Source organism: Rathayibacter sp. AY1C7 (assembly GCF_002931865.1).
Lineage (GTDB): Bacteria > Actinomycetota > Actinomycetes > Actinomycetales > Microbacteriaceae > Rathayibacter.
Genome location: NZ_PSWB01000007.1, coordinates 12,062 through 38,087 on the forward strand (window position 1 = coordinate 12,062; position 26,026 = coordinate 38,087).

Consider the following 26,026-nt stretch of genomic DNA (forward strand, 5'->3'; position numbering starts at 1 on the left):
CGAGGACCATCGTGGATGTCCGAAGCCTGAACGCCCTCGCCGAGACCTGGCGGAGTACCGCGGACGCGACCGGACGCTTCGTTCCGGGCTTCGATCCCCGCTCCGGCGGCACCGCCAGTCGCGTCCTGGTGCTGATGCAGTCACCCGGCCCTCGGACGATCGCCTCGGGATCCGCTGCCGTCTGCAGCGAAGACAACCTCGGGCCCACCGCCGCCGCGTTCCGGGCGGCCCGCATCGAGTCCGGACTCTCCCGCGACCACTACGTCCGGTGGAACCTCATCCCGTGGGAGATCCCTGGCCGCGTCCGCCCCGCGGACATCGAGCAGGGCCGGCTCGCGCTCGGTGAGCTGCTGGAGCTGCTGCCCGCGCTCGACGCCGTCGTCACCTACGGGACCGTGGCGCTCGACGGGGTCATGCGCTATCTGACCCTGCACGATGATCCCCGTGTCGTCCCCGTCCTCGCGGCACCGCACCCCTCACCGGCCAACGGGCGTCACCGCGCCGACCAGCACCTCCGCTCCGTGAACGCGCTCCGCCTCGCGAATCGTCTCGGATCCGGTCGGCGAGTCGCAGACTGACGGCACTGAAGGGAGACGTCCGCGGCTCGGCCGGCACCGGTCGTCGTGACCGATGAGGCGCTGATCTCAGACGGATCCCGTCCCCGGACCGCTGACGGGACCGGCCTGGTCGTCCACGACATCGACGGTGTACGCCGCGCCGTGCTCGAGCGTGTGGCCGACGGTGCACTGGCGATCGACGGCCCGGCGGGTGCGCTCGGACAGTGAGGCGATCTGCTCGGGATCGAGCCCCGACAGGTCGGCGCGGATCACGGCGGTGATCGAGTCGTAGCGGTCCTCACCCTCGGGCTTGGTCGCGGTGATGTCGGTGGTCGCTTCGAAATCGGCTCCGAGGCGGCTGGCGAGGATGTGGTCCGAGGAGAGCATGCCGCAGGCGGCGAGGGCGAGGTGCAGCAGCTCGCCGGGCGAGAACACGCCGTCGGCGTCCGACCCGCCGATGCGGACCTCGGCTCCTCGCGCGTTGCGGCCGATGAAGCTTCTCGGTCCCTCGCGGGTGATGTGCAGCGGCGTGGTCTCGGTGCTCATGGTCTGCTCCTGTCCGGTGCCCGCGGCACCGCGGGCAGTGTCGGTGTCTCCTGCGGGTGGGCGGTGTCTCAGGTGTCGGTGCGGACGAGGGGGGAGTTCGTGCCGCGGACCCTGATGTCGACGCCGGTGATCTCCGACCGGGCGACGCCCGTGGACGCCGCCAGGTCGACGGCGCGCCGCCCGGCCGCCGTCCAGGTGGCGACGGTGATCGTGCTGCCGTCTGTGCGGGTGATCACGAGTTCGTACTCCGCGTCGGCGGGCGCATCACCACTGTAGGTGCAGCTCCACTCCAGCCGGGTGCCCCACGGCTTCCCCTCGACCTGGATGTCCGCAGCGAGAGCGGGATCGGCCGCGATCGGGTCCATCGGTTCGAGGGTCGCCTCGCTCGCCACGGGAGCGCCCGCGATGCCCGTGCCGAGAGCGACACCTCCGAAGACGGAGGCGGTGACGGCGGCCGCGACGGCGAGGGACGTCACCAGCCGGCGCCGACGTCGGCGCGTCCGGACACGGTGGGCGATGGCGGGCAGCGTCACCATCGACGGCGGCGCCTCCTCGCCGTCGTCCGATGCGCTGATGGCGAGAGCGTCCTCGACGGAGAGGCGGCCGACGATGCCGGGCAGTCCTGCCAGCTCTGCCACGGCCGCGCGGCAGGCCGCGCAGCCGCTGAGGTGCTGCTCGTACTCGAGTCGCTGATCTGCGGGGAGAGCGCCGAGGACGTAGGACGCGTCCCAGTCGCGGTACTCGTCCTCCGTCGCAGAGCTTCCGTGGTGGTCGTTCATCGGGTGACGCCCCTTTCCTGCAGAGCCAGTCGCAGTCCGCGCAGTCCGTAGTGCAATCGAGATTTCGCTGTTCCCTCGGGGATGGAGTGCCGGCGGGCGATCTCGGGGACGGTGTGTCCGAGGAAGTACGCGTCCACCACGATCTGACGATGCTCCACCGACAGCGATGCGAGAGCGTCGGCGACCAGGATGCTGTCCAGGACCGCGTCGGTGCGATCGGGGACGGCGCCGCCGCCGTCTTCGTCCTTCGCCGGCACCTCGCGTCGGCTCCGAGCGGATCGGGCGTCGTCGATGACGAGGTTGCGGGCGACGGTGAACAGCCACGCGCGAGCGGCGTCGGCGTCGCGTTCGAGGACCTGCGGGCGCTGCCAGGCCCGGACCATCGTCTCCTGCACGACGTCCTCCGTCAGCGCCGCGTTCCGAGTGAGGTTCTGCACGAAGCGCCGCAAGGCCGGGCCGTGACTCTCGTACAGCGCCGCCAGGAGCTCATCGACGGGGCGGGGCACAACGCTCACCGCCTCGAAGCGCCACGGTGCGCTCCCTCATCACGGTTGCTGCGATCACTGCCGGTCATCCCTTCCGTCCATGCCTGTCGAGAACCGGCGACCCGGCCCGACGATGCGCTTCGCTGCGCGGGGACGGGTCGCCGTCGCATCAGGACGCCGGGGTGGCGGTGCTCATGGCCGCGGCTTCCTTGTTCATCGTGCCGTCGGGGAGGAGGACGTACCAGGCGTCCTTCACACCCTGCCCGTTGACCTGGCCCGGCGCGGTGTCCTTCGCGAACCGGTAGACCGGCCATCCGTCGACGGTCAGCTGGGTCGTCCCGTCGGTGCGCGTGATCGAGCCGACCTCTCCGGTGATCCCGTCCGCGGCGGTCGTGCTGGACGCCGTCACGGCCGGCCAGGTCGTGGCGCACTCGTCGTAGCAGCTGCTGCTGCCCGAGTTCTGCGTGTCCTTCATGAACGTGTAGACGGTGTAGCCGGCCTCGTCCGTGATGATCTCGCCCAGCGGCGAGGACGCCGTCGTGAGAGCCGCCGTCTCAGCGGAGGCGGTCGCGGTGGCGGAGGCCATCGCGGTGGCGGAGGGGCTGTCGGCCGGCGCTTCCGACGAGGCGGCCGAGCCGGCGGCCGTCGAGCATCCGGCGAGAAGGACGGCGGCGAACGCCGCAGTCGTCACAGTGGTCGCGATTCGCTTGAGCATGATGCCTCCTGTAGTGCGGGGGCCGAGGTGGTCCCACCGAGGACACGACACAGCAGTCGCGGACGTTCAACGACGCGAGAAGATCGCTGGGAGAGCATCCGCGCAGCGGGCGGATTCAGTGAGAGCGACGATCCGTTGCGCGCTCCTTCGCGTGAAGGCCCGAGGCTGCGCGCTGCTCTCCACGGCGGCGTGCGAGCAGTGATCGACCATGTGCGCGACGGCTGCGGCCTGCCCGGCCGCCCGCGCGGCAGCGGTGGCGGCCCGCTCGCCCGCCTGCGTCGCGGCGCGGGCTGCGGCGTGCGCCGTGAAGGCCGCCGTGCGGCACTCGGTCATCGGAGCCTTGCCCCGCCCCCAGGCGAGGAGGACGTCGAGCGCGCGCCGGGGCCGGGCATTGTCCGGGTCCCGCTCCTCGAACGCGGGGAGGGCGCGCTCCGCGCACTCCGCCGCCCACCGCGCGAGCGCCCGGTGGACCTCCGGCTCCGGATCCGCCCAGGCCGGCTCCTCCGCTCCGCGCACGGGTCTTCCTCCGATTCCGGAGCTCAGCTGGCTCTTCCCAGATGAGGGTGTAGGTCGGCCGGGAGCGTCGGTCCGCAGATAGACGTCGAGGTCTCCCGACGACGGAGGTTCCTACGCCATCCGTCCGAAAGACCTCGACGTGACCGACGCTACCCCGCCGGCCGGCTTCGGCCGCCCTGACCTGACCGCCTTCGCGTCTCATCCCAGTCGACCCTGATCGAGTCTGCTGACCCCCTCGACGAGAACGCAGCGACATCACAGCCACCCAACCCCGACCGTCCGGGAAGCCGGGACACGTCACATGACCTGTGCTGCGGGCGTGTCGAGTGGGTCGTCCAGGGGCGACGCAGGAGCGTCGACGCGACGTGCTGAGAGGTGGTTCCAGTCGAGCGCTAGGACACCGGCTACAGGCATGGCGATAGGTCAGGAACGGCGTCGCTCCCTGCGCAGGAGGGAGCGCAGAGTCTCGGCATTCGCGTAGCCGACCCGTAGCGCGATCTCGGCGGAGGTGAAGTCCGTGGTTGCTGAGAGGTGCCGAGCTCGTTCGATGCGAAGCCGTTGGACGAAGCCGAGCGGAGTGAGGTTGAGCGCCGCACGGACTCGTCGTTCGAGGGTGCGCCGGCTGGTGCCGAGCGACTGCGCGACGAAGGCGACGTTGAACGGTTCGTCCAGGCGGGCGCGCACGAAGCGTTCGAACTCGACGACGATCGGGTCCTCGTGCCGGAGATGTTCGTAGGCGACGAAGGCCGCCTGAGACGGACGCTCGTCGATGATGAGGAGCTTGGCGACATGTTGGGCCAGGTCGGGGCTGATCGATCGCACGAGTGAGAGCGCGAGGTCGATGTGGGCGAACGCGGCGCCGGCGGTGACAAGGTTCCCGTCGACCACGACCATGGTGTCGAGATCGAGGGCGACGGTCGGATAGCGCTTCAGGAACTCCGGCCCCAGGAACCAGCTGGTCGTCGCCCTCCGATGATGCATCCGTCCGGTCTCGGCGACAGCGAACACGCCGGTGCACGCCGCGGCGATCCGGGTGGTCGCCTCGTCGAGGCGCCCGAGCGAGGCGATGACCGAACGAGCATCTCGGCTCTGGAGGACGTCGTTGGTAGCAGCGGCCGTAAGGGTTCCAAGCGCAGGGACGACGACCACGTCGAACTCTCCGGACTCCGACAGCGGGTGGTCCACCGACAGGGTCATCGATGCCGTCGTGGTCACTCGCCGTTTCGGTCCGAGGATGGCGAGTTCGATCGGGTCGATCCGCGGGTCGACATCGCCGCGGGCTCCGTCGGCCACCCGCACGATGTCGATGATCGACGCGATAGCCGAACCGAAGCAGCCGTCGATCGCGATCAGTCCGATACGCATGACGTAAACAATAGCAATACTGCCGTATACGCCACTCCCCACCGGCCCTCGCTCGTCATACGCTGAACTCGTCCCACAAAGAACCCCGACGTCAAGGAGAGTCCCTCATGTCCACACCCGCATCACTTCCGTATGCCTTCGTCGCCAAGATCGTCGCGGCCGATGGACAGCACGACGCGGTCGCCGATCTGCTCGCCGGCGCTGTCGCACTCGCCAACGAAGAAGTAGGAACGATTGTCTGGTTCGCGGTCAGGACCCACGCCGACACCTTCTGGATCTTCGATGCATTCCCCGACGAAGCCGCTCGCGACGCCCACGCCAACGGCGCCATCGTCGCAGCCCTGATGGCCAACCAGCACCTCCTCGGCGCAGCACCCGAGATCCTGGCGGCCGACGTCCTCGCGTCCAAGCTCCCGTAGTCCGCCAACGCACGAGACGATCGCGCCCCGCCGAGCCGTCGCCAGGTCGCGACGCAACGCCACGCTGCGTTGCCGAGCCGTGCGAGGCCTATCGGCACACGGACAGGATGCCGGCCGCGAGCGCTCAGCCGGCGAGGGGTCCGTCGCAGAGGAGAGCGACGTCGGTGTCGGGCAGAGCCGTGAGGCCAGCGCATCGCGCGACCACCAGAACGGTTCGCCGGAGCCGCCTGTCGGAATCGAACGGACGACCTCATCACGTCGGCTTTGCGTCTATCGCTTGATGCGCCCACTGGGCGAACGAGCCGCTGACCTGCGCAAACGCCGAGCGTGGAGGACGCCGCCATCCGGTGGTGACCGACGACGACCGACCAGTACCGACCGTTTCACCGGAGCTTGCGGCGGCGTCGAAGCCGAGCAAGCTCCATTCTTCTAGCTCACCGCGCCCTCCTCCTCGCCGGCCCCGTCGTCGGCGAAGACGTTTCAGGGGTCTTCTCAGATGACGGTGTAGGTCGGCCGGGCGCGTCGGTCCGCAGATAGACGTCGAGGTCTCCCGACGACGGAGGTTCCTACGCCATCCGTCCGAAAGACCTCGACGTGACCGACGCTACCCCGCCGGCCGGCTTCGGCCGCCCTGACCTGACCGCCTTCGCTCGACTCGACGGCCTCGGTCTGCACACCGGCGCGGACCTGCTCACCGACAAGCAGAGCGACAGGCTACGCGCGCTGTTCGTTGATGACGCTCACGTCGAGGTCGAGGCGACCTGGGGTGTCCATCAGCGCATGATCGCCGCCTATCGCCACGAGGACCGGCAACGTGGCCGCGAGCTCATGGAGAAGCTGATCACCGACCTCAGCGCCGGCGTCCCCAAGGTGCTCACCGAGCTCACCACCCTGCGCCGGACCCTGAAGAAGCGAGCCGCTGACGTGCTCGCCTACTTCGAACGACCCGGCACCAGCAACGGGCCGACCGAGGCGCTCAACGGACGGCTCGAACACCTGCGCGGCTCCGCACTCGGGTTCCGCAACCTGACCAACTACATCGCCCGAAGCCTGCTCGAGACCGGCGGCTTCAGACCCCAACTCCTACACCCCCGATTGGGATGAGCCGCTCAGCTCCGGCGCGGCCGCCCCGTGAAGTGCTTCACCCCGTAGACCAGGAGGAGCAGGATGCCGCTCAGCTGCAGGGCGAGCGAGAAGCCGGAGGCGAATTCACCGGCCGGCCACACCAGCCTCAGCACCAGCGCGACGAACATCGCTGTGACTCCGACCACGAACAGGACTCGATTCCGCATCCGTCGAGTCGACCATCCGCACGCGCATCGGGGCGAGCCGGACGGCTCAGCTCAGGCGCTCGGTCAGGTGGACGGTGACGACGTCGCCGAGGTCCTTGCCGATCGTCTTCCTCAGTTTCGCGCTGATCGACAGCATGTGACCGCCGGCGCCGGTCGGCAGCAGGCTCGCCGTCACCGGCTCGCCGTCGACGGTGGCGACCACCTTCACGGACCTCCCTGTGCCGAGCAGCTCGACGGAGCCGGGCACCTCGACGCACGACCAGAGGTCGCCCTTCACGGCGACACCGATCGGGGCGGTGAAGGCGAGGTCCAGGGGGCCGGCGCTCATGCGCTCTCCTCCGCGGACGCCGCGCTCTCGCCGGAGGAGCCCTGCCCGCTGTACCGGTCGAGGATCTCGTCGTACATCGCGGCGTCGAGCAGACCATCGGACAGGGCCCGGCCGACCTCCTCGAACTCCCCGGGGTCGAGGGTCGTCCAGTCGAAGCCGTCGCTCGGCGACCCGGGCCGGTAGCGCCGGCGGCCGAGCTCGTCGACGGCCTGCTCCCGCGTCAGCTCCCCCGCGGCGAATCGCTGCGCGATCCCGTACGGTGTCGCGCCGGAGAAGCCGGAGCGCACGTGCGGCAGCGCGGCGGCCCCCTCGATCCCGTCGGACACCTCGTCGATCGACATGCGGACCCCTCCCGTCCGAGGGTCCACCGACCCTCCCGTCGACCCTACGACGAGACGTCGCATCCCGGTCGGGCCGGGCGACGCGCACTGCCCTCGACAGGCGGCTACCGTTCCTCCATGACCGGACGCGCCGCTACGTCCCGGCACGAGTTCCGCGTCGACTCGCGCACGCTCGTCGCCCACGACTTCCTCGGCACTCGAGCCCCCAGGGCTGCAGTCGTCTGGTGCGGAGGGACACCGCACACCGGCGCACTCCTCGCTCCCCACGTCGACGCCGCTGCGGCGCGCGGCATCCGGCTCGTCTCCGTCGCCCGTCCCGGCTTCGGCGGCTCGATGCGCGCTCCCGGACGGAGCATCGCGGATGCGGCCGCCGATGTGCTCCGCGTCGCCGACCTGCTCGGGATGGAGCGCTTCGTGATGACGGGCTACTCCGGCGGCGGCCCGCACGCGCTGGCCGTCGGGGCTCTCGGAGGTGATCGCGTCCGGGGCGTCGCGACGTTCGGCAGCCCGGCGCCCTTCAGTGACGACGGAGCGTGGTTCGAGGGCATGCAGGATCCGGGCGCTCTCCGCAGCGCGCGCGACGGCCGGGCTGCGCGCGAGGAGTGGGAGGAGACGGCCCGCTTCGATCCGGAGCAGTTCACCGGTGACGACTACTCGGCCCTCGACGGCCCGCTGACGGCGCTCGGCGCAGAGGCCGGACGCGCCTCGGAGCTCGAACAGGGCGGGAGCGTCGACGACGACCTCGCCCTCGTCATGCCCTGGGGAGTCGACCTCTCGCGCCTCACCGCGCCGGTCCTCCTCCACCACGGCGCGGCGGACAGGGTGGTCCCGGTCGCCCACGCGGAGCGGATCCGCCGCCTCCACCCGGCTGCGGAGCTCACGATCCGGCCCGGTCGAGGCCACATCGGCGTCCTGCTCGACTGGCCGGACGTCCTCGACCGCCTCCTCGCGGACGGGTTCCCCGGGTACCGCTCCGGCAGCGGAGGCTGAGCGTCTCATCGCGGCCGGCAGCGGATCCGACGCGGAAGGTGGGCCTGGAAGGGCCACGCTTCGGGAGGGCCCCCTCCGCGAGGATCACGGCATGGCCCCCCACACGGATCCCCGCCGATGACTCTGCAGGACCTCGCCGACGAGCTCGCCCAGGCTCTCGACCGCCCGGTGACGATCGAGGACGCCTCGAGCCGGGTGCTGGCCGCGACGCGCGCGCGCGAGGAGGCACCTCACGACGGCGTGTTCCCCGTCCAGGATCCGCGGGGCCGGCTCGCGACCCTCCTCCTCCCCCGGGAGCGGCCCGCGCCGCTCACTCCGGCCGAGTACTCGCTCATCGACGCGGCCGTCGGAGCGATCCGCCGCCTCCTCGGCCCCTCGACGCGGGCGGGCGGCAGCTCCCGGCGCGCAGACGTCCTCGCGGCGCTCCTGGCGGCCGACGGCGGCACCCGGCGCGCCTCCTTCGCCGAGGCGGTCGAGCGCCGCTGGCTGCGCCGGGACGCCCAGACCGTGGTCCGCGCGGTGCGGCTGACCGGCCCGACCGGCTCCCTGCAGCGGACGGCGCTGGCGCGGCGGATCGACGCGAGCGCAGCCTCCAGCCTGACGTTCCTCGGCGACCAGGAGGGCGTGCTGTTCTTCGTGAGCGTGGAGGCGCCCGAGGCCGCCGCGGAGGCGGACGACGTCCTGCGGGCGGAGGCGCGCGGCCGCGGCACGGCCGTCGACGCGATCGGCTCGGCGCGCTTCGACGTCCGCGACGACGACCTCCTCCCGACCGCCGAGCGGGCCGCCCTCGCGGCGACCATCGTCGGCTCCCTGCCCGACGGCCGTGGCCGGGCCGACATCGCCGAGCTCGGGGCCTGGGTGCTCCTCGCCTCGATCGGGGCGGACAGCTCGCAGCTCGCCATGCTCTCGCCGGCCGCGGCGACGCTGCTCGAGCGGGGCGACGAGGTGCAGCGGCGGACGGTCGAGGCCTACCTCGACGTGCGCGGCAGTGTGCGGGAGGCGTGCGGGCTCCTCCACATCCACCGCACCACGCTCTACTACCGCCTCGACAACCTGCCCGAGGCGGTCCGGGAGGCGCTCGACGACGGCCTCGCCCGCAGCACGCTGCACCTCTGCCTCAAGCTGATGAAGTTCCGCGACGGGCTCGAGCGGCGGCGTGCCTCGTGATTGTGCCCGGGGACCTCCCGCAGGTCCGCCTCTACGGGCGGCGCGAGAGCCGCGACGCGTGGGAGATCCGCGACCTCCTCTCGCGCAGCGTCGTCTCGTTCTCGTGGACGCCGATCGACACGGACGAGCAGTGCCTCGCCGTCGCGGGGCATCCGCTCGCCACCGCGTCGCTCCCCCTCGTGGTGTTCCCGGACGGCAGCCGCGCCTCCGATCCGACGCTCGCCGAGGTCGCGGCCCGGCTCGGCTGGGTGGGCTCGCCGCGGCTCGCGGAGTACGACCTCTCCATCTACGGAGCCGGCCCGGCCGGGCTCTCGGCCGCCGTGTACGCCGCCTCGGAGGGGCTGAAGGTCGTGGTCCTCGAGCGCTCGGCGATCGGCGGGCAGGCCGGCTCCAGCAGCCTGATCGAGAACTACCTCGGCTTCCCGCACGGGATCGCGGGAGCCGATCTGGCCGAGCGCGCGCGGCAGCAGGCCGTCTCCTTCGGCGCCGAGCTGCTGCGGATGCGCGAGGGGATCCGCGGGCGCTTCGCCGACGACCGGATCCACGCGCTGCTCGCCGACGGGACGACCGTCGTCGCCCGCACCAACATCTGCGCCACGGGCATCCAGTGGCGCCGGCTCGGCCTCGAGCGCGAGGACGAGCTGCTCGGCGTCGGCCTCTACTACGGTGCCGGCACGAGCGAGGCGCCGCTCTGCGAGGGCGAGGACGTCGTGGTCGTCGGAGGCGGCAACTCGGCCGGGCAGGCCGTGATGAACCTCTCGGCGCACGCGCGGCACGTGACCATGCTGGTCCGCGGCCCGGATCTGGCCGACAGCCTCTCCTCCTACCTCGCGGAGCGCGTCGTCCGGCAGCCGAACGTGACGATCCTGCTCGACTCGCGCGTCACCCGCCTGCACGGCGCCGACGCCCTCGAGTCGATCGAGGTCGAGAACTCGGCGACCGGTGTGCACGGGGCGCTGGCCACCTCCCACCTCTTCGTCTGCATCGGGGGCGAGCCGGATACGACGTGGGCGGCGGAGACCGCGATCGTCCGCGACTCCGGCGGCTACCTCGTGACGGGACCGGATCTCGCCGGTGAGCACGCGGCTCGCGACTGGCCGCTCGAGCGGGCGCCGTTCTACCTCGAGACCAGCGTCCCCGGCTCCTTCGCCGCGGGCGACGTGCGCCGCAGCTCGGTCAAGCGCGTCGCCTCCGCCGTCGGCGAGGGCGCGATGGCCGTCACCTTCGCCCACCGCCACCTGCAGGAGACCTCGTGAGCCGCCGGCTGCCGATGGTGCGCCACGGCGTCGGCTTCTGGATCGTCGCCGCGACCTTCCTGCTCGTGATGGCGTACTCGACGGTGCCGACTCCGCTCTACCCGCTCTACCAGCAGCTCGACGGCTTCCCGCCGTTCGTGATCACCGTCGTCTTCGCCGCCTACGCGGTCGGAGTGATCGTGAGCCTGTACCTCGCCGGTCACGTCAGCGACTGGCTCGGCCGCCGCCGGGTGCTGCTGATCGCGGTGCTCGTCTCGGCGATCTCGGCCGTGCTCTTCTCGCTGACGACGGAGGTGCCGGGGCTGATCGTCGCCCGCTTCGTCAACGGCGTCAGCATCGGGATGCTCACCGCCACGGCGACCGCCCACCTCGGCGAGCTGCGCGCCCGCGCCCGGCCCGACGAGAACACGATCGTCGCCGCGTCGATCTCGGGCGCGGTGAACCTCGGCGGACTCTCGCTGGGCCCGCTGCTCGGAGGGGTCTTCGCCGAGTTCCTGCCCGATCCGCTCCTCCTGCCGCACCAGGTGTTCCTGGTCGCGCTGCTCGTGGCGGGCCTCGCGCTGCTCCTCGTGCCCGAGACGGTCGACGTGCCGGAGACGGCGCCCGCCTACCGGCCGCAGCGGCTCTCGGTGCCGGCGGACGCGCGCAGGGCATTCCTGCTCGCGGCGTTCGGAGCGTTCTCGGCCTTCTCCGTCCTCGGCCTCTTCACCTCGCTCGCACCGACGTTCCTGGTGCAGACCTTCCAGGTGCGCGACCACCTGCTGGCCGGCGCGACGTCCTTCGCCGTGTTCGCCTCCGCGGCCCTCGGCCAGCTGCTGCTCGTGAAGGTGGGGATGCGCCTGCAGCTCTCGATCGCGGTGGCGGGCTGCGCGGTCGGGCTGGCGGCGGTCGCGGCCGGAGCGATCGCTCCGCAGCTGGGAGTGTTCCTCGCCGGGGCCGTCGTCTCGGGCTTCGGGGTGGGGCTGCTCTTCAAGGGCTCGATCGGCACAGCGGTCGCCCTCGCGGATCCCGCCCGCCGGGGCGAGACCCTGGCGGTGGTGTTCCTGGTCGCGTACACGGGGCTCGCGGTGCCCGCACTGGCGGCGGGAGCGGCGCTCGACCTCGTCGCCGCGACGACGGTGCTGACGATGTTCGCGTCGCTCGTGCTGGCGGCGACCGCGACGGCCGGCGTGCTGCTGCGCGCCCGCAGCGCGGCGGCCGGGCGATGAGCGGCGGAGCGGGGCGGCGCTGCGGGGTGCGGGCCGGCGGCCGTCCGGGTGCCGGCCGCGTGCACCCGGGACGGCCGCCCGCCGCGTCAGAAGTCCTCGCGCCGCTCCTGCTCGGCCTCGGCGGCCGGCTCGAGCGCGGCGAGATCCCCGAGCGCGAGGAGCAGCTGGCGCAGCAGCCACTCCTCGGTCAGCGCCCCCGCGTCGAGCGCGTCCAGCCGGCGGAGGCGCTCGGCGGCCGACCCGGTGAGGTCGGCGGGCGTCCCGGCGCTCATGCGCCGTACCCCGCTCCGCGGAGCAGGCGGCGCAGGTCGACGAGCTGCTGCTCGTCCACGTCCTTGTGGTGCGGCCGGTGGAGGGTCTCGGTCGTCGAGCCGACCGTCACCGAGAAGGCGCCGTCGTGCTTCTCGTGGACGGTGCCGACGGCCTCGAGCAGCGTCAGCACGTCCGCCCAGAGGACGTTGTGGCTCGGCGAGTCCTCGAGCAGCCGCTCGAGGGTGTCTCGCTGGTTCGAGTGGAGGTGGCGGGTGTCGGTCATGAACGGCCCTTCGGTGTCTGCGCACGCGCCCCGGTGGCGGTGCTCGGCGTCGCGTCCGACGGTAGGCGCGCGGGTGGAGCCGGTGCGCGAGTCGGATGACTCGAAGAGCCGACGCTCCGGGGCGGGCCCGCGAGAGGTGCGGTCCCCGCGAGAGGTGCGGCCGTGAATCCGGAGCCGGGCGACCGCCTCGACGAGGAGGACCCTCCCCGCACGCCCGCGCTGCCCGAGGCCGCCGTCTCCGCCGCGTCGCTCCCGGACCGGCCGGCCGCGTTCCTCAACGCCCTGCTGACCGAGCACTTCGTGCTGGAGTCGGCGCGCGGGATCACCGTGACGGAGTCGAGCAGCCGCGCCTCGCTCTACCTGACGATGCTCTCCAGCTCGCTCGTGGCCTTCGGCTTCCTTGCCCCGACCCGGTACGCGATGGGGTTCCTCGCGGTGATCATCCCGGTCGTCGTGCTGCTGGGGGTGTTCACCTACGAGCGGCTGGTGCAGACCTCGATGGAGGACATCGCCGCGCTGACGGCCATCCAGCGCATCCGCCGCTACTACGGAACGCTGCTGCCGGGCGCGGGCGCCTACTTCGCGGTGCCGCGTGGCCGCCACGCGCCGAACGAGCTGCTCGAGATCGGCCGGCGGCAGAGCTGGCGGGGCATCTTCTTCACGATGTCCTCGGCGATCGCGGTGGTCAACTCGATCGTGGCGGGCGCCGGAGTCGCGCTCGCGCTGACGCAGAGCGGCGCGGACGAGGTCTCCGCGATCGCGTGCGGGATGGCGGCCGCCGTCGTCCTCGCGGTGCTGCACGGGGTGTACCAGTTCCACCGCTACCGGCAGATGCGGCTGCGGATCGCGGAGGCGGAAGCGCTGGACGGGGTCGAGAGGGGGTGACGGGGCGGGGCCCGGCCGGAGGGGTCCGGAGGTGACGAACGCCGATCAGGCGTGGCGTCGGCCGCCGGCTGGTCAGCTGGCTCCGACCTGCTCCCGCGACTGCTCCCGCGACTGCTCAAGAGTTGTCGCAGTCGACGCCCAGTGCGACAACTCCTGGACTCTCGTGGCGCTCTCTCCCCGGCGGGCCGCCGCGAACATCCAGAAGTCGCCGTGGTCGGTCGCGAGCACGGCGACTCCTGGCTACTCGCCGCCTGTGGACAAGCGTTGGGTGTCGGCGGCTCCGACGGCCGCGACTGCTCGAGAGTTGTCGCAGTCGACGCCCAGTGCGACAACTCCTGGACTCTCGTGGCGATCGCTCGTCGGCGGGCCGCCGCGACCATTCAGAAGTCGCCGTGGTCGGTCGCGAGCACGGTGACTTCTGTCTGCACGCCGCCTGCGGACGTGCGCAGGGAGCCGGCGGCCGGCGACTGTCCAGGAGTTGTCGCAGTCGATGCCGAGTGCGACAACTCCTGGACTCTCGCGAAAGTCCTGCGCTCTCGCGGAGGCGCGCGGCTCAGCCGCGCTCGGCGCGCTCGGCGCGCTCGGCGCGCTCGGCGAGGAGGTACTGCCAGTCGCGCGGCACGCGGTCCTTCGGCCCCGGGGTGGTCTGGCTCGCCGGGTGGCTCTGCGGGTCGGCCAGGGCGGGGCCGTCGGCGTAGTCGTCGGTCCGGTAGTCCCAGAACCAGTCCTCGCCGGGCTCGAAGCTGCGGATGATCGCGTGGCCCGTCGAGTGGTAGTGGGCCGTCGCGTGGCGGTTCAGCGAGTCGTCGCAGCAGCCGATGTGCCCGCAGAGCGCGCAGCGGCGCAGGTGCAGCCACCACGAGCCGGACTGCTCGCACTCGACGCAGCCGGGGCCGCTCGGCGGGACGGAGGGGTCGATCATCTGCTGCGACGTCATGCGCTCAGCATGCGCCTCCCGCGGCGGCAGGCACCAGGTCGGATGACTCGATCCTGCGGCTCCGTCACGCGCTCCGGGCGTCCTCGAGGCTGAGGAGCGCGTCGCGGAGCCCGGCCCGCGAGGTCACCCCGAGCTTGGGGAAGATCCGGTACAGGTGCCCGCTGACGGTGCGAGGCGAGACGAAGAGCTGCTGGGCGATCTGCTTGTTCGACAGGCCGGCAGCGGCCAGGGAGACCACGCGCCGCTCCTGCTCGCTGAGGTCGGCGGCGACCGGCGCCTCCCCCGCTCCGCCCGCCGCCCGCAGCTCGTGCTGGGCGCGGGCGAGCCAGAGCTCGGCCCCCACCGCGGCGAACCCCGCGACGGCCTGGCGGAACCGGGTGCGGGCCTCCAGCGGGCGCATCCGGCGGCGCAGCCACTCGCCGTGGCAGAGCTGGACGCGCGCCCGCTCGAACGGCCACTCCTCGGAGGCCGGGTCGAGGGAGCGCTCGAAGAGGGCGCCCGCGCCGCCGGTCTGATCGAGGACCGCGGTCGCCGCGAGGGCGAGCATTTGCCCGCGGGGAGCGAGGGGCCGCGCGGCGAGGTCCGCCGCGGCCGCCGCCAGCTCGGCGCAGTGCTCGGGCAGGCGGAGGCGCGAGGCGGCCTCGGCTGCGTCGAGGAGCTCCAGCGGATCGCCGCCGGCGCGGGAGGAGGAGCGGGCGTGCGCCTCCTCGAAACGGCCGCCGCCGAGGTCGAGCGAGCACAGGGCGTGATCGGCGGCGCGCGCGACCGACGCCGCTCCGTGCCGCAGCGCCCAGGCCGTCGCGCGCTCGGCGCACTCGAGGGTGCGTGCCCGGTCGCCCTGCACGGCGTGGACCCGGGCGCGAGTCGCGTCGATCAGCGCGCGCACGGCGGGCAGGTCGTCGGCGCGGGCGGCCGCGCGGTCGAGGTCGGCCGAGGCGTCGTCGAGGCGACCGCCGTCGAGGGCGGTGGTGCCGCGGCGGAGGAGGGCGAGGGCGCCGGGCAGGCCGTCCGCCTCCTCCCCGCCGTCGAGGAGCCCGGCGAGGCGGTCGCGGCGCTCGTCCGAGACCTCGAGCAGCGACCAGGCGAGGTGCAGCGCGACCGTCTTCCACGGGTCGCCCGTGACCGCGGAGTCCTCGGCGAGCAGCAGGCGGCGCTCCCACTCCTCGTCCGGGACCGGCCGCACGCAGGCCTCCACGAGGCGCAGGACGGGATCGAGGGGGTGCTCCTCACCGACGGCGAGCGCCTCCTGCCACCACGCGGGATCGCCGCGGAGCATGCAGGCGAGGTGGAGAACGGTCACCAGCAGGTCGGCGGCGTCGTCGTGAGGGGCGACGCGGTCGGCGGAGAGGCTGCCGGCGTCGTCGCGGGAGGCGTCGGTCTCGGCGGGAGTGACACCGCCGACAGGAGAGACACCACCGACAGGAGAGTCACCGCCGACGAGCGAGGCACCACCGACTCCCGCGCCCCCACGCCCCACCCGAGCGCCGAGCCCCCGGAGGGCCGCGCGGCGGACCCCGCCCACGTCCCCCGTGCGGAGCAGCGCATCGGCCAGCCGCGCCGCCTCGACGCCGGCCCCGGGAACCCCGCCGTCCTCCCGCGAGCGCTCGACCACCCGCTCGAGGGCCGCCGCGTCGCCGGTGAAGGCCGCGACGGCGGCCGCGCGCGCCTCGAGCTCCTCCCGCAGAGCAGCACCGCGCGCACTCGAGCGCGCCTCGGCGAGGAGGAGCAGCGCCTCCTGCGGCCGACCCGCGCGGAGTCGCTCCTCCGCCGCGTCCCTCAGCAGCCGCGCCCGCTCCTCCGGCCCGGCCGCGTCGTCCGCCGCGAGCAGCAGGCGGAGGTGCGGGGCCGACTCCGGGCGCTCGGCGAGCCGCCTCCGTGCCGCCCGCAGCGCTCGGGGCGACGCCGTCGAGAGCACCACCGCGCGGACCACCGGGTCGCGGAACGCACGGCCGCCCGCCGTCAGGATCCCCGCCTGCACCAGGGCGCGGTCCCCGTCTCCGGGGGCCGACCCGATGCTCTCCGGGAACTCGGCGCCCGCCACCGCGGCGACCAGGAGCGCCTCCCGGCTCGGCTCCGACAGCGGAGCCAGCAGATCGAGCACCCGGGTCTCGGCCTGCTCGAGTCGCGGGTAGACCGGGAAGGGCGAGGGAGCGTCCTCGTCGGCCCAGGCCAGCCCGAGGACGTCGAGGAGCAGCGGATTCCCCTCTGCGACCCGCAGCAGGCGCGCCTCGACGGCGAGCGGCCGGCGGCCGCCGTGGGCGCGCAGGAAGCCGCGGGCCGCCTCCGCGTCGAGGGGCTCCGTGCGACGGTGCCGGAGGCCCTCCCAGCCGGCGAGGACGCGACGGTCGCCGGTGGCGAGGAGGCAGGCGGCGCCGACCTCGTCGACCAGCCGGGTCACCAGGGCCTGGAGGGTCTCGCGGGCGGCGACGTCGAACCGCTCCCAGTCGTCGACGACGATCAGGAAGCCGGGGTCGCAGGGCGAGGCGGAGGAGTCGCGCACCCGCTGCAGACGGCCGATCAGCGTGGCGAACAGCGCGAGCGAGGACGCGCCGATCACGGCGTCGCCCCGGTCCGGCCGCACCTCCACGACCTCGCAGCCGGCGGCGCGAGCGGTGGCCGCGGCGGAGCGCAGCATGTGCGTCCGGCCCGAGCCGATCCCGCCCTCGACCACCAGGAGCCGCTCCCGCGCGGGCGACGCCGAGCTCAGCATCCGGACCACCACGTCCTCGGGGGCGCTCGGGTGCGCGGGCGGCGAGGAGAGTGCACTGATCGTCATCGCGACTCCTGAGGGACGGGTTCCGAGGACCCCATGCTGACCGCCGGGCGCGGGCGCGCTCTCCTCCCTCTGTCGGAACCCTCCGGAGCGCTCCCTCTGTCGAACCCTCCCGAGCGCCCGGCCCCCGATCGGCGCCGGGCAGGAGGCGCAGCAGGGCAGTGGGCCCCGCGAGCGCCCGACGGTACTCTGTGTCCCACCGGACGACCGGTACGGCCCCACCCCCGCACGACCGCCGCTCGACGCGGCGGGTGATCCGATGGAGTCGCACGATGAGCTCTCGCAGCCCCCTCGCGGAGTTCCTCCGCGCTCGCCGGGCGGCGCTGCGGCCGGAGCAGGTCGGCGTGCCGACCGCGGGCACCCGGCGGCGGGTGCCGGGCCTGCGCCGCGAGGAGGTCGCCGACCGCGCCCGGATCAGCCGCGACTACTACCTCCGCGTCGAGCAGGGGCACGCGGTCGCCCCGTCCGACCAGGTGCTGAACGCCCTCGCCGAGGCGCTCGCCTTCGACGAGTTCGAGCGCGCCTACCTCTTCCGGCTGGCCCAGCTGCGCCCCGGCCCGCGCGATCCCGACTCCCCTCCGCCGGGCCAGGGCGTGGAGTCGCTGCTCGCCCACTGGCCGAGGACCCCGGCGTACGCGTTCGACCGCAACCTCGACGTCCTCGGCGCGAACGACCTGATGAGCCGTCTCGCCCCCGACAAGGGCGTGCCCGGCGCCAACATGCTGCTCTCCACCTCCCGCGGCTACGCGCGCGCCGTGGCGAACGGCGACCCGCCGGACCAGCTGCGGGCGTGGGGCCAGGTCTTCCGCGAGCTGATCGCCGCGCTGCGGTTTTACAGCGACCCCGACGATCCGCGGCTGCACGAGATCGTCGGCGAGTGCTCGGTCGAGAATCCGCTGTTCCGGTCGATCTGGGCCGAGTACCAGGTCCGCCCCTTCACCCACCGGTGGATCCGCGTCCACGTCGAGCCGTTCGGCTGGCTCGACCTCGAGATGCAGACCCTGGAGCTCGCCGGCGCTCCGGGCCGGTACGTCGTGACCTACCTCGCGGCAGCGGGGACTCCGGCGGCCGCGGCCGTCGACGTCCTCGCCTCGCTGCGGCCCGCTCCGGAGGCGGGCACCGCGCTGGCCGCCCCGGCCGGCGCCTGACGCGTGGCCGCGAGCCGGGCGAGAGCCTCGCGACCCGCCGCGTCACCCGCCTCGAACAGGAGCAGGAGGCGCGCGCCGTCCCGGACCAGCCGGTAGTCCATCGGAACGGAGCCGACCGCGGTGTCGAGGAACACGACCGACCCGCGTGCGTCGGCCTCCGCTCCCCCCGCCCACGAGTCCGCGAACCGCGGGCTCCTCGCCGAGAGCTCCCCGACGACCGTCAGGAACTCCCGGTCCCCCCGATGCCGCTCGAGCGAGTCGCGGAGCATCGCCGCGACCTGATCGGCGGCGGACCCCCAGCAGGGCAGGTCCTCGACCTCGGACGAGTCCAGGAAGGTGAAGCGGGCGATGCTCACTCCTGGGGCGAAGGCGGGCGAGAGCGCCCGCGCGAGCGGAGTCGCGGCCAGCACCCGCAGGTGCCGGTCCAGCAGCACCGCCGCCCTCCCCGCCCACGGCAGGAGCGCCGCCTCGTGATCCTCCGCCATGTCCCCGTCCCCTCCGCGCGTCCCTCCCTCAGCGCAGCGGAGTGATCCCCTGCGTCCCGGGCGGGAAGGTCGCCAGCACCTCCTCCGGGATGTTCAGGTGCTGCGCGACCAGCGACGGCGGCAGGTGGCTCAGCCACTGGGCGAGCGACACCTCCTCGTAGCGGGAGCTCTTGAAGGTCTCGATGTAGACGAGCGTGTCGTCGCCGGTGTTCTCCACGTAGTGGCCGAAGTTGCGGCGCACGACGCCCACGTCTCCGGCGTGGAAATCGGTCGTGTTGGCGTGCGGGCCGGTGTTGAAGACGGTCATCCGAGCGGATCCGCGGAGGTAGTACTGCCACTCGTCGGCGTTGGGGTGCCAGTGCAGCTCGCGCATCGAGCCGGGCTCGACGGTCGTCAGCGCGGCCGAGACCGTGCGCGAGGCCGGGAAGTTCGTGCTGTCGGCGATCTGGATCCGGCCGCCGCTGTTCTGGTACGCGGGCTCGGAGCGGGAGAGCCGGAAGATCACCGCCTCGTCGCCGTCCTGCACCCCGGCCGCGGCCCGGTCGGCCTGGAGGTCGCCGGGCACGTCGCCCGGGAAGATCCAGAGGTCGTGCAGCGGGATGTCGCGGAAGACCTCCTGCGCGACGCCGAAGTTCTTCGCCAGCACGTCCGGCGGCGTGTGCGCGAACCAGTCGGTGAGCAGGAGCGTGTTGCTCTCGGACTGCTCGCCGTCGTCGAACGCGAGCACGAACTCCGCCCCGTCCGGGCCGAGGCCCTGCAGGGAGTGCGGCAGGCCGGGCGGGAAGTACCAGAGGTCCCCCTCCTGCACGTCGTCGACGCTGGGCCGGCCGGTGCGGCTGAGCGTGGTGATGCGGCAGTTCCCCTTGGTCATCAGCGCCCACTCGGCGCTCTGGTGCCAGTGCAGCTCGCGGATCCCGCCGGCCTCGAGGTACATGTTCACGCCGGCGATCTCGTTCGAGATCGCGAAGTCGGCCTGCGTGAGCTCGCGCGCCCAGCCTCCCCGCTGCACCCGCCGCGGCGAGATGTTGAAGGAGGACCAGAAGAACGGCTGCGTGCTGATGTCCGTCGCGGGCGCGGCGATCTGGTTCGGGAACAGTCCCTCCAGGACGCGGTTCTGCGGGCCGGTCATCGTGTTCGCCGAGGGATCGCCCTCGGTGTTCACGATCCCCTCCTGGGGGAGGTCCGGGTCTCCGAAACCGGGGGTCTCGTGGTGCGGAGCGGTGCTGTCGTCGGGTTCCACGGCGTTCTCCCTGCTGATCGTCCTGCGCGCCTGCGCTGCTCCGATCCCACCGCTCCGGCCCGGGCGGCACCACGGTCATCCGACTCGATCCGCGCCCCGACGACCGGCCCGGGTCAGCCGCCCAGGCCCTCGAGCACGTCCCGCGAGGGCACGAAGTAGACCCCGCCGGTCGTCGCGGTCGAGAAGTCGAGGAGGCGGTCGTGCCGGCCCGCGGGCACGCCGACGAACATCCGCGTCAGCATCGTCTCGATCACCGACAGGTCGGCGGCCAGGCCGAGGAAGTACGTGCCGAACTCGCCCCTGCCGGGCCGGCCGAAGGGCATGTTGTCGCGGAGGATGTCGTGCTCGGTCCCGCCGGCGTCGACCACGGTCGCGAGCCCCTTGTGCGAGAGCTGCGCCGGATCGTCCTCGCGCTCGACGTTGTCGGCCTTCCTCCGACCGATGACCCGCTCCTGCTGCTCGGTGGTGAGCGCGTGCCACGCCGTCAGGTCGTGCAGGTACTTCTGCACGACCAGGTAGCTGCCGCCCGCGAACGCCGCGTCCTCCGCGCCGATCAGCGCGACGCGGGGCAGCGCCTCGCCGGTCGGATTCTCGGTGCCGTCGACGAAGCCCAGCAGGTCGCGGTTGTCGAAGTAGCGGAAGCCGACCACCTCGTCGCGGACGACGACGTCCTCGCCGAGCGCGTCGAGCAGGAGGCGCTCGAACTCGAAGCAGGCGTCGTCCCGCTCCGCCCGGATGTGGAACAGGAGGTCGGTCTGCGTCGAGACGGCCGTGTGCGCCGCGCCGACCACCTCCCGGAACGGGTGCAGCTGCGCGGGGCGCCCCTCCCCGCCGAAGCGGTCCCACGCGTCGCTCCCGATCCCGACCAGGCAGGAGAGGCGCAGGCCCAGGTCGCGGAAGCCGACCGCGCGGAGGATCCCGCCCACGTCGGCGACGACGTCCCGCACGCGGTCCGCGGCGTCCTGCCCGCCGACGATGTCGAGCGAGAGGAAGACGGCGGACCGGCTGAGCGGAGCGACGACCGCCTGCGGCTCGATCGGGACGCGGTCCTCGACGGTCACCGGAGCACCGCCCGCTGGGGCGTCGTCGTCCTGCGCGTCGGCAGGGCCGTCGTCGTGGGCATCGCGACCTCCGATCCGCGCGCCGCGGGAGGGCGCGTCCGCCGCGATCCTGTCAGCGTCCGCGGTGCCGGTCACGAGTCATCCGACCCCACTCGGCGTGCGCGGCCGGCGGCCTCGCCACCGCCCATGCGACCAGGTCTGGACGATCGTCGGAACATCTCCCCGCGCTCTTCAGGGAGCGCTCCCACGCCCCTATCGTGGAGCCGCTCCCCACCCTCATCCGGGGAGGCACCACCTTGGACACGACCCGGGCCGGGCTCGGGATCGACACGAGCACGGAGGTTCGAAGATGCCGTTTGTGACCACGGACGACGACGTCGAGATCTACTACAAGGACTGGGGCAGCACCGACGCGCAGCCCATCGTCTTCCACCACGGCTGGCCGCTGTCGTCCGACGACTGGGACGCGCAGATGCTGTTCTTCCACGCGCACGGCTACCGCGTCATCGCGACCGACCGCCGCGGGCACGGACGCTCGACCCAGGTCGGCACCGGACACGACATGGACCACTACGCCAGCGACGTGAACGCGGTCGTCGAGCACCTCGACCTGCGGAACGCGATCCACATCGGCCACTCCACCGGAGGCGGCCAGGTCGCGCGCTACGTCGCGAAGTACGGCGAGCCCCAGGGCCGCGTGGCCAAGGCCGTCCTCGTCTCGTCGGTCCCGCCGCTGATGGTGCAGACCGAGGCTAACCCCGAGGGCACGCCGATCTCGGTGTTCGATGGCTTCCGCGACGCTCTCGCGGCGAACCGCGCCGAGTTCTACCAGGCCGTGGCCTCCGGGCCCTTCTACGGCTTCAACCGCGAGGGCGTCGAGCTCTCGCAGCCCGTGGTCGACAACTGGTGGCGCCAGGGCATGACCGGATCCGCGCTCGCGCACTACGAGGGCATCAAGGCCTTCTCGGAGACGGACCAGACCGAGGACCTGAAGGCGATCACCGTCCCCGTCCTCGTCACCCAGGGCGACGACGACCAGGTCGTCCCCTACAAGGACGCCGCGCTCAAGCAGCACGAGCTGCTGCAGAACTCGACGCTCAAGATCTACGAGGGCTACCCGCACGGCATGCTGACCGTCCACGCCGACGTCATCAACCCCGACCTGCTGGCCTTCATCCAGGAGTAGCGCGGCACGCTCGCAGGCGCGTCCCGGCCGTTCCGGGGCGCGCCTGCGCGTCTGCGCTCGAACGGGGGCCGGGCGCCCCTGCGAGCGGAGTCCCGCCTCAGACGTCGGCGCCCGCGTCCCTCCCGAGCACCGCGGCGAGCTCGCCCCGCCCGCCGATCCCGAGCTTGCGGTACGCCGCGTACAGGTGCGCGCCGACCGTGCGCGGCGAGAGGAACAGGTTCTGCGCGATCGCGCGGTTCGACAGCCCCGTGCTCGCGAGAGCGCAGATGCGCAGCTCCTGCGGGGTCAGCGTCGCAGCGGCCGGCGACGGCGCGTCCGCGATCCTCCCTCCGGCGGCCCGGAGCGCGTCACGGGCCCGATCGGCCCAGGCGTGGATCGGCAGCTCCTCGAGCATCGCCAGTGCCTCGCGGAGGAGAGGCCGCGCCTCCGCCGCCCGACCGGCCCGGTGCAGCCCGTCGCCCACGAGCAGCAGCGCCCGCGCCCGCACGTACGGGAGCGGCGGCGGAGTCCGGCGGAGCAGCCCGGCCGCGGCGTCCGGCGCTCCGTCGGCGAGCGCCACGGCGATCTGCGCGTACCGGAGGGCCGCCTCGATCATCGGCTGGTGCCAGCGCTCGAAGAGCGATTCCAGCCTCGCGGCGTGCAGGCGCACGACTCCGACGTCCCCGATCGCGAGAGCCGCGTCGACGAGATCGGGCGTGGTCAGGATCGCGAAGCCGGGGTTCAGGGAGTCGTCGTCCGTGTCGAGGAGGGGCAGGAGCTCCGGCACGGCGTCGCCCGGTCGCGACTCGAGGACCGCCACCGCCGCTCGCGATCCGCGGAGCGTCGCCCGCATCACGCTCGAGCAGAGGACGGCCGCGCCGATCGCGCTGCCCGCGCTGATCGCCTCGGGATCGGGCGCGACGCCCTCCATCGCGTCGAACCAGGCCAGGCAGGCCCGGGACGCGGTCTCGAAGCCGACGTCCCCCAGGTCGCTCCCGAGGACGAGCGCCTCCTCGGCGAAGGAGCGGGCGCGCGAGATGCGGCCTGCGAGCGACGTGGTCATCGAGGCGGCGAGGAGCGCCTGCGGGAGGATCCGGATGTCGCCGCGCGCGCGCAGCCCGGTGATCGCCTCCTCCAGGAGCTCCCGGGCGACCTCGACCTCGCCCGCCGTGTTCAGCGCGTAGCCGAGCCACCACGCCTCCTCCGGACCGCTCGCCCCGCCGGCCGCCGCGAGCGCCCGGCGGACGACCTCGTCGCCGCGGGCGATCGGCTCGGTGACCGCCGCGAGCAGGACGGCGCGCGGGTCGGAGTCGTCGAGGGCGAGCGCGCGCACCGCCTGGATCATCGGCTCCCCGGGCGACGCCTCGCGGTTGTGGTCCCAGGCGATGGCGGCGAGGTGCAGGAGCGCGGCGGTCGCGGCGTCGACGGCTCCGTGGCTCTGCAGCGCCGTCACTGCAGCGAGCGCGGGCGAGAGGTCTCCCCGCGAGAGGGCCGTGCGCCCGGTCGGCAGCGTCTCGCGCGTCCAGGCGGCGCGGGCGGTGAGCACCGGATCGACGGTCTCGCCCGCCGCGCGGTGCACGAGCAGCGCCGCCTCCGCGGTCCGGCCGGCGAGCCCGGAGTACTCGGCCGCGTCGATCAGGCGCGAGACGCGCAGCGGCCCCGCGGGGGTCAGCTCCGCCGCCCGCTCCATCGCCTGAGCCGCCAGGACGACGTCGCCCGTCGCGAGGCCGGACGCCGCGAGACCGGCGAGCTCCTCGCCGACCGGCCCGTCCGAGCCGGTCGCGAGCTCCGACCGCCACCAGAGCGTCCGGCTCGGGTCGTCGCGGTGCTCCTGGACGAGCGTGCGGAGCACGGCTGCGCGCTCGGAGGGGCGGCTCACGCTCGTCACCGCGGACTGCACGAGAGGGTGCCGGAAGCGGAGTCCGCTCCCCGGCGTCCAGCTGAGCAGCGACGCGGCGACGGCCCGGTCGATCCAGGAGGGGTCGGGGTGGCGGCCGATCGCCAGGTTCGCCAGCCGGCTCGCCTCCTCCGCCGTCGCGACGTCGCCCAGCGCCACGGCCAGCACGGCGAGCCGCGAGGGCTGGTCGAGCTCCGCGAAGCGCTCGGCGAAGGCCGACTCGAGGCGTCCGGTCACCGCGCGGTCCTCCGCCTCGTCGGCCGACGGGCCGCGTCCGGTCAGCTCCACCAGGGCGAGCGGATTCCCGCGGGCGAGGTCGAGCAGAGCGCGCCGGGCGGCGCCGCGAGGAGGATGCGGGAGCGTGTCCAGGAGGGCGGCCGAGTCGGCGGCCGACAGCGGCCCGAGGTGGAGGTGCTCGAGGCCGGAGTCCTCCTCGGGCCGGTCCCTCGTGGTCATCACGACGACGACGCGGTCCTCGCCGATGCGCCGGGCGAGCATCCGCAGCGCCCACGCCGACTCCGGGTCGATCCGGTGCAGGTCCTCCACGACGACCAGCAGGGGCCGATCGGCGGCGGCGTCGCTCAGGAGGGTCAGGGCCGAGAGGCCGGCCAGGAGCGGCGTCGGCTGCACTCCCTCCGCCAGGTGGAAGGCCACGCGGAGCGCGTCCCGCTGCGGCAGGGGCAGGCCGTCGAGGCCCGGGCGGAGCGGGTGCAGGAGGAGCTGCAGCGCCGCGTACTGGTCGCCCGACTCCGCTGCGGAGCCCGCGGTCCGCAGCACCCGCACATCGCGTGCGCGGGCGTAGGCGACGACCTCCTCGACCAGGGTGGTCTTGCCGACCCCGGCGTCCCCGTCGATGACGAGCGCCGACCCCTGGGCGGCGATGCCGTCGACCATCAGACGGAGCCGCGCGAGCTCCGATCCCCGACCGACGACGAGCGCGTCCCGCTTCACGCGTCGAGTATCGCACCCTCGCGCAGACACTCCTCGACCCGGTGGCGGGCCCGGATGAAATCGATCGCGGCGGCCGCGGCGCTGCCGGGGGCGCCGAAGAAGGAGGTCAGGAAGTGGTCGCCTCCGTGCACCTCCAGGGTCTGCCAGCGGAAGGCGATGAAGCCGAAGGGGTCGACGCGCACCGGCGACGAGCCCTCGCGGAGCGGATACGCCTCCTGGCTCGCCCAGACGCGGCGGAACACCCGCGAGCGGCCTCCGAGCGAGGCGACCAGGACCCGCAGACGCGGGTCCGCCGGGTCGGAGTGGAAGCGGAGGGCGGCCGTCATCACGGCGATCGTGCGGTCCCAGTCCTCGTGCCGCTCGGCGTCGGTCTCGAGCGCCGCGGCGTCGACGACGGCCTCGATCATGTTGGTCCCCTGCTCGCAGGCCAGGGGGAGGAACAGGCGGCCGAGCTCGTTCACGGCGACGAGGTCCAGGTAGCGGTCGACCACGTAGGCGGGCGTCGTGGTCCAGGACGAGACCATGCTCGTCAGGCTGCCGACCTGCGCCGGGGTCGGCCCGGCCTGTGCCCAGCCCGGCGAGCGGCGCGGCGCGGCGTGCCCGCCGAGCCGGAAGAGGTAGTCCCGCCCGTCCGCGTCGAGACGGAACGCCCGGGCCAGAGCGTCCAGGACCTGCGCCGAGGGGCGGCGGTCCTTGCCCTGCTCGAGCCGCAGGTAGTAGTCCGGACTGATCCCCGCGAGCACGGCGACCTCCTGGCGGCGCAGCCCGCTGACGCGGCGCCTGCCGTCGGCGCCCAGGCCGACCTCGTCGGGGCGCAGCCGGTCGCGGTGCCCCCGGAGGTAGGCGCCGAGCCGTGCGGTGTCCGTGTCCACGATCCCGCCCTTCTCTCCCTTCGAGGCTAGGGAGGCGGCGGGCCCGGCTCCACGCGACGCCGACCTAGATCCGCGGCGGGAGTACCTAGATCGGCGGGGCGTGCTTCCGGGTG

The 26,026-nt window shown here is 73.4% G+C and carries 27 protein-coding genes and 1 pseudogene; 10 read left to right on the forward strand and 18 right to left on the reverse strand.

Annotation, left to right across the window (positions count from 1 at the left end; translation table 11 throughout):
- Window positions 1-11 precede the first annotated feature (11 nt).
- Complete coding sequence (locus tag C5C69_RS05330; RefSeq protein ID WP_258065238.1) at window positions 12-578, forward strand: uracil-DNA glycosylase family protein; 567 nt, start codon at window positions 12-14, stop codon at window positions 576-578.
- A gap of 66 nt (window positions 579-644) precedes the next feature.
- Here the strand turns inward: C5C69_RS05330 and C5C69_RS05335 are convergent, their stop codons facing one another.
- From C5C69_RS05335 to C5C69_RS05360, 6 genes are all read right to left on the reverse strand, one after another.
- Window positions 645-1,103: an OsmC family protein gene (locus tag C5C69_RS05335; protein WP_104257432.1), complete on the reverse strand. Its 459-nt coding sequence runs from the start codon at window positions 1,101-1,103 to the stop codon at window positions 645-647.
- A 68-nt stretch (window positions 1,104-1,171) separates the two neighbouring features.
- Window positions 1,172-1,882: an anti-sigma factor gene (locus C5C69_RS05340; RefSeq protein WP_104257433.1), complete on the reverse strand. Its 711-nt coding sequence runs from the start codon at window positions 1,880-1,882 to the stop codon at window positions 1,172-1,174.
- On the reverse strand, window positions 1,879-2,397 hold the full coding sequence (locus tag C5C69_RS05345; RefSeq protein ID WP_104224788.1) for a sigma-70 family RNA polymerase sigma factor: 519 nt from the start codon (window positions 2,395-2,397) through the stop codon (window positions 1,879-1,881). The genes C5C69_RS05340 and C5C69_RS05345 overlap by 4 nt, the downstream gene beginning before the upstream one ends.
- A 139-nt stretch (window positions 2,398-2,536) precedes the next feature.
- A complete protein-coding gene (locus C5C69_RS05350) occupies window positions 2,537-3,082 on the reverse strand; it encodes a hypothetical protein (protein WP_104257434.1) in 546 nt (181 codons plus the stop codon).
- Window positions 3,083-3,148: 66 nt separating this feature from the next.
- The gene (locus tag C5C69_RS05355; protein ID WP_146083592.1) at window positions 3,149-3,598 is read right to left on the reverse strand and encodes a putative immunity protein; all 450 of its coding nucleotides are present in this window, start codon (window positions 3,596-3,598) and stop codon (window positions 3,149-3,151) included.
- Between the two features lie 423 nt (window positions 3,599-4,021).
- On the reverse strand, window positions 4,022-4,963 hold the full coding sequence (locus C5C69_RS05360) for a GlxA family transcriptional regulator (protein WP_053548963.1): 942 nt from the start codon (window positions 4,961-4,963) through the stop codon (window positions 4,022-4,024).
- A gap of 107 nt (window positions 4,964-5,070) precedes the next feature.
- On the opposite strand from C5C69_RS05360, the gene C5C69_RS05365 reads away from it, so the two are divergent.
- Together C5C69_RS05365 and C5C69_RS05375 are read left to right on the forward strand one after the other, a co-directional pair.
- Window positions 5,071-5,382 (forward strand): putative quinol monooxygenase, encoded by a 312-nt coding sequence (locus C5C69_RS05365; protein WP_033107114.1) that lies wholly within the window; start codon window positions 5,071-5,073, stop codon window positions 5,380-5,382.
- Window positions 5,383-6,051: 669 nt separating this feature from the next.
- Window positions 6,052-6,486, forward strand: a pseudogene (locus tag C5C69_RS05375) (transposase); the annotation flags it as partial.
- Window positions 6,487-6,491: 5 nt separating this feature from the next.
- On the opposite strand, the gene C5C69_RS05380 reads toward C5C69_RS05375, so the two are convergent.
- From C5C69_RS05380 to C5C69_RS05390, 3 genes are read right to left on the reverse strand one after another with little or no spacing between them, the layout of a single operon-like run.
- Entirely contained in the window at window positions 6,492-6,674 is a 183-nt protein-coding gene (locus C5C69_RS05380) for a hypothetical protein (protein ID WP_104224784.1), read from the reverse strand.
- Between the two features lie 46 nt (window positions 6,675-6,720).
- Window positions 6,721-7,002 carry a DUF1905 domain-containing protein gene (locus tag C5C69_RS05385; RefSeq protein ID WP_104257436.1) on the reverse strand — a complete coding sequence of 94 codons (282 nt, stop codon included), beginning with the start codon at window positions 7,000-7,002 and terminating at the stop codon, window positions 6,721-6,723.
- Window positions 6,999-7,343: a hypothetical protein gene (locus C5C69_RS05390; protein ID WP_104257437.1), complete on the reverse strand. Its 345-nt coding sequence runs from the start codon at window positions 7,341-7,343 to the stop codon at window positions 6,999-7,001. Before C5C69_RS05390 ends, C5C69_RS05385 begins: the two co-directional genes overlap by 4 nt.
- A gap of 117 nt (window positions 7,344-7,460) precedes the next feature.
- Between C5C69_RS05390 and C5C69_RS05395 the strand changes: the two genes are divergently transcribed.
- The 4 genes from C5C69_RS05395 (at window position 7,461) to C5C69_RS05410 (ending at window position 11,964) form a co-directional block, all read left to right on the forward strand.
- Window positions 7,461-8,333, forward strand: coding sequence for an alpha/beta fold hydrolase (locus C5C69_RS05395; protein ID WP_104257438.1), 873 nt, complete (start codon window positions 7,461-7,463; stop codon window positions 8,331-8,333).
- Between the two features lie 117 nt (window positions 8,334-8,450).
- The gene (locus C5C69_RS05400) at window positions 8,451-9,500 is read left to right on the forward strand and encodes a helix-turn-helix domain-containing protein (RefSeq protein WP_104257439.1); all 1,050 of its coding nucleotides are present in this window, start codon (window positions 8,451-8,453) and stop codon (window positions 9,498-9,500) included.
- A gap of 2 nt (window positions 9,501-9,502) precedes the next feature.
- A complete protein-coding gene (locus C5C69_RS05405) occupies window positions 9,503-10,756 on the forward strand; it encodes an NAD(P)/FAD-dependent oxidoreductase (RefSeq protein ID WP_219812342.1) in 1,254 nt (417 codons plus the stop codon).
- Window positions 10,753-11,964, forward strand: a complete 1,212-nt coding sequence (locus tag C5C69_RS05410) for an MFS transporter (RefSeq protein ID WP_258065300.1) — start codon at window positions 10,753-10,755, stop codon at window positions 11,962-11,964. The genes C5C69_RS05405 and C5C69_RS05410 overlap by 4 nt, the downstream gene beginning before the upstream one ends.
- An 86-nt stretch (window positions 11,965-12,050) precedes the next feature.
- On the opposite strand, the gene C5C69_RS05415 is transcribed toward C5C69_RS05410, so the two are convergent.
- Window positions 12,051-12,236: a hypothetical protein gene (locus C5C69_RS05415; RefSeq protein ID WP_104257440.1), complete on the reverse strand. Its 186-nt coding sequence runs from the start codon at window positions 12,234-12,236 to the stop codon at window positions 12,051-12,053.
- On the reverse strand, window positions 12,233-12,499 hold the full coding sequence (locus C5C69_RS05420; protein ID WP_104257441.1) for a hypothetical protein: 267 nt from the start codon (window positions 12,497-12,499) through the stop codon (window positions 12,233-12,235). The genes C5C69_RS05415 and C5C69_RS05420 overlap by 4 nt, the downstream gene beginning before the upstream one ends.
- Window positions 12,500-12,661: 162 nt before the next feature.
- Here C5C69_RS05420 and C5C69_RS05425 point away from each other — a divergent pair, with 162 nt between their 5' ends.
- On the forward strand, window positions 12,662-13,384 hold the full coding sequence (locus C5C69_RS05425) for a hypothetical protein (protein WP_104257442.1): 723 nt from the start codon (window positions 12,662-12,664) through the stop codon (window positions 13,382-13,384).
- 553 nt (window positions 13,385-13,937) lie between these two features.
- Here the strand turns inward: C5C69_RS05425 and C5C69_RS05430 are convergent.
- Both C5C69_RS05430 and C5C69_RS05435 read right to left on the reverse strand, forming a co-directional pair.
- Window positions 13,938-14,321, reverse strand: a complete 384-nt coding sequence (locus tag C5C69_RS05430; RefSeq protein WP_104257443.1) for a UBP-type zinc finger domain-containing protein — start codon at window positions 14,319-14,321, stop codon at window positions 13,938-13,940.
- A gap of 64 nt (window positions 14,322-14,385) precedes the next feature.
- The gene (locus C5C69_RS05435) at window positions 14,386-17,097 is read right to left on the reverse strand and encodes a LuxR C-terminal-related transcriptional regulator (protein ID WP_104257444.1); all 2,712 of its coding nucleotides are present in this window, start codon (window positions 17,095-17,097) and stop codon (window positions 14,386-14,388) included.
- Between the two features lie 269 nt (window positions 17,098-17,366).
- Here C5C69_RS05435 and C5C69_RS05440 point away from each other — a divergent pair, with 269 nt between their 5' ends.
- Entirely contained in the window at window positions 17,367-18,242 is an 876-nt protein-coding gene (locus C5C69_RS05440) for a helix-turn-helix transcriptional regulator (RefSeq protein WP_104257445.1), read from the forward strand.
- Here C5C69_RS05440 and C5C69_RS16605 read toward each other — a convergent pair.
- The 3 genes from C5C69_RS16605 to C5C69_RS05450 form a co-directional block, all read right to left on the reverse strand.
- Window positions 18,134-18,727: a hypothetical protein gene (locus tag C5C69_RS16605; protein WP_146083593.1), complete on the reverse strand. Its 594-nt coding sequence runs from the start codon at window positions 18,725-18,727 to the stop codon at window positions 18,134-18,136. The genes C5C69_RS05440 and C5C69_RS16605 overlap by 109 nt on opposite strands.
- A 28-nt stretch (window positions 18,728-18,755) precedes the next feature.
- Complete coding sequence (locus C5C69_RS05445) at window positions 18,756-19,967, reverse strand: cupin domain-containing protein (protein ID WP_244230563.1); 1,212 nt, start codon at window positions 19,965-19,967, stop codon at window positions 18,756-18,758.
- A 113-nt stretch (window positions 19,968-20,080) separates the two neighbouring features.
- Window positions 20,081-21,163, reverse strand: a complete 1,083-nt coding sequence (locus C5C69_RS05450; RefSeq protein WP_308471119.1) for a Dyp-type peroxidase — start codon at window positions 21,161-21,163, stop codon at window positions 20,081-20,083.
- A gap of 214 nt (window positions 21,164-21,377) precedes the next feature.
- Here C5C69_RS05450 and C5C69_RS05455 point away from each other — a divergent pair, with 214 nt between their 5' ends.
- Window positions 21,378-22,214, forward strand: coding sequence for an alpha/beta fold hydrolase (locus C5C69_RS05455; protein WP_104224006.1), 837 nt, complete (start codon window positions 21,378-21,380; stop codon window positions 22,212-22,214).
- Window positions 22,215-22,311: 97 nt separating this feature from the next.
- Here the strand turns inward: C5C69_RS05455 and C5C69_RS05460 are convergent, their stop codons facing one another.
- Both C5C69_RS05460 and C5C69_RS05465 read right to left on the reverse strand, forming a co-directional pair.
- A complete protein-coding gene (locus tag C5C69_RS05460) occupies window positions 22,312-25,041 on the reverse strand; it encodes an AAA family ATPase (protein ID WP_104257446.1) in 2,730 nt (909 codons plus the stop codon).
- Window positions 25,038-25,913 carry a helix-turn-helix domain-containing protein gene (locus C5C69_RS05465; RefSeq protein ID WP_104224008.1) on the reverse strand — a complete coding sequence of 292 codons (876 nt, stop codon included), beginning with the start codon at window positions 25,911-25,913 and terminating at the stop codon, window positions 25,038-25,040. The genes C5C69_RS05460 and C5C69_RS05465 overlap by 4 nt, the downstream gene beginning before the upstream one ends.
- Window positions 25,914-26,026: the final 113 nt, after the last annotated feature.

What these genes read in the sequence shown, in the direction of transcription:
- C5C69_RS05335 (WP_104257432.1), bottom strand. Translation starts at nt 1,103, where the DNA reads ATGAGCACCGAGACCACGCCGCTGCACATCACCCGCGAGGGACCGAGA.
- C5C69_RS05340 (WP_104257433.1), bottom strand. Translation starts at nt 1,882, where the DNA reads ATGAACGACCACCACGGAAGCTCTGCGACGGAGGACGAGTACCGCGAC.
- C5C69_RS05350 (WP_104257434.1), bottom strand. Translation starts at nt 3,082, where the DNA reads ATGCTCAAGCGAATCGCGACCACTGTGACGACTGCGGCGTTCGCCGCC.
- C5C69_RS05360 (WP_053548963.1), bottom strand. Translation starts at nt 4,963, where the DNA reads ATGCGTATCGGACTGATCGCGATCGACGGCTGCTTCGGTTCGGCTATC.
- C5C69_RS05365 (WP_033107114.1), top strand. Translation starts at nt 5,071, where the DNA reads ATGTCCACACCCGCATCACTTCCGTATGCCTTCGTCGCCAAGATCGTC.
- C5C69_RS05380 (WP_104224784.1), bottom strand. Translation starts at nt 6,674, where the DNA reads ATGCGGAATCGAGTCCTGTTCGTGGTCGGAGTCACAGCGATGTTCGTC.
- C5C69_RS05385 (WP_104257436.1), bottom strand. Translation starts at nt 7,002, where the DNA reads ATGAGCGCCGGCCCCCTGGACCTCGCCTTCACCGCCCCGATCGGTGTC.
- C5C69_RS05390 (WP_104257437.1), bottom strand. Translation starts at nt 7,343, where the DNA reads ATGTCGATCGACGAGGTGTCCGACGGGATCGAGGGGGCCGCCGCGCTG.
- C5C69_RS05395 (WP_104257438.1), top strand. Translation starts at nt 7,461, where the DNA reads ATGACCGGACGCGCCGCTACGTCCCGGCACGAGTTCCGCGTCGACTCG.
- C5C69_RS05400 (WP_104257439.1), top strand. Translation starts at nt 8,451, where the DNA reads ATGACTCTGCAGGACCTCGCCGACGAGCTCGCCCAGGCTCTCGACCGC.
- C5C69_RS05415 (WP_104257440.1), bottom strand. Translation starts at nt 12,236, where the DNA reads ATGAGCGCCGGGACGCCCGCCGACCTCACCGGGTCGGCCGCCGAGCGC.
- C5C69_RS05420 (WP_104257441.1), bottom strand. Translation starts at nt 12,499, where the DNA reads ATGACCGACACCCGCCACCTCCACTCGAACCAGCGAGACACCCTCGAG.
- C5C69_RS05430 (WP_104257443.1), bottom strand. Translation starts at nt 14,321, where the DNA reads ATGACGTCGCAGCAGATGATCGACCCCTCCGTCCCGCCGAGCGGCCCC.
- C5C69_RS05435 (WP_104257444.1), bottom strand. Translation starts at nt 17,097, where the DNA reads ATGACGATCAGTGCACTCTCCTCGCCGCCCGCGCACCCGAGCGCCCCC.
- C5C69_RS05440 (WP_104257445.1), top strand. Translation starts at nt 17,367, where the DNA reads ATGAGCTCTCGCAGCCCCCTCGCGGAGTTCCTCCGCGCTCGCCGGGCG.
- C5C69_RS16605 (WP_146083593.1), bottom strand. Translation starts at nt 18,727, where the DNA reads ATGGCGGAGGATCACGAGGCGGCGCTCCTGCCGTGGGCGGGGAGGGCG.
- C5C69_RS05455 (WP_104224006.1), top strand. Translation starts at nt 21,378, where the DNA reads ATGCCGTTTGTGACCACGGACGACGACGTCGAGATCTACTACAAGGAC.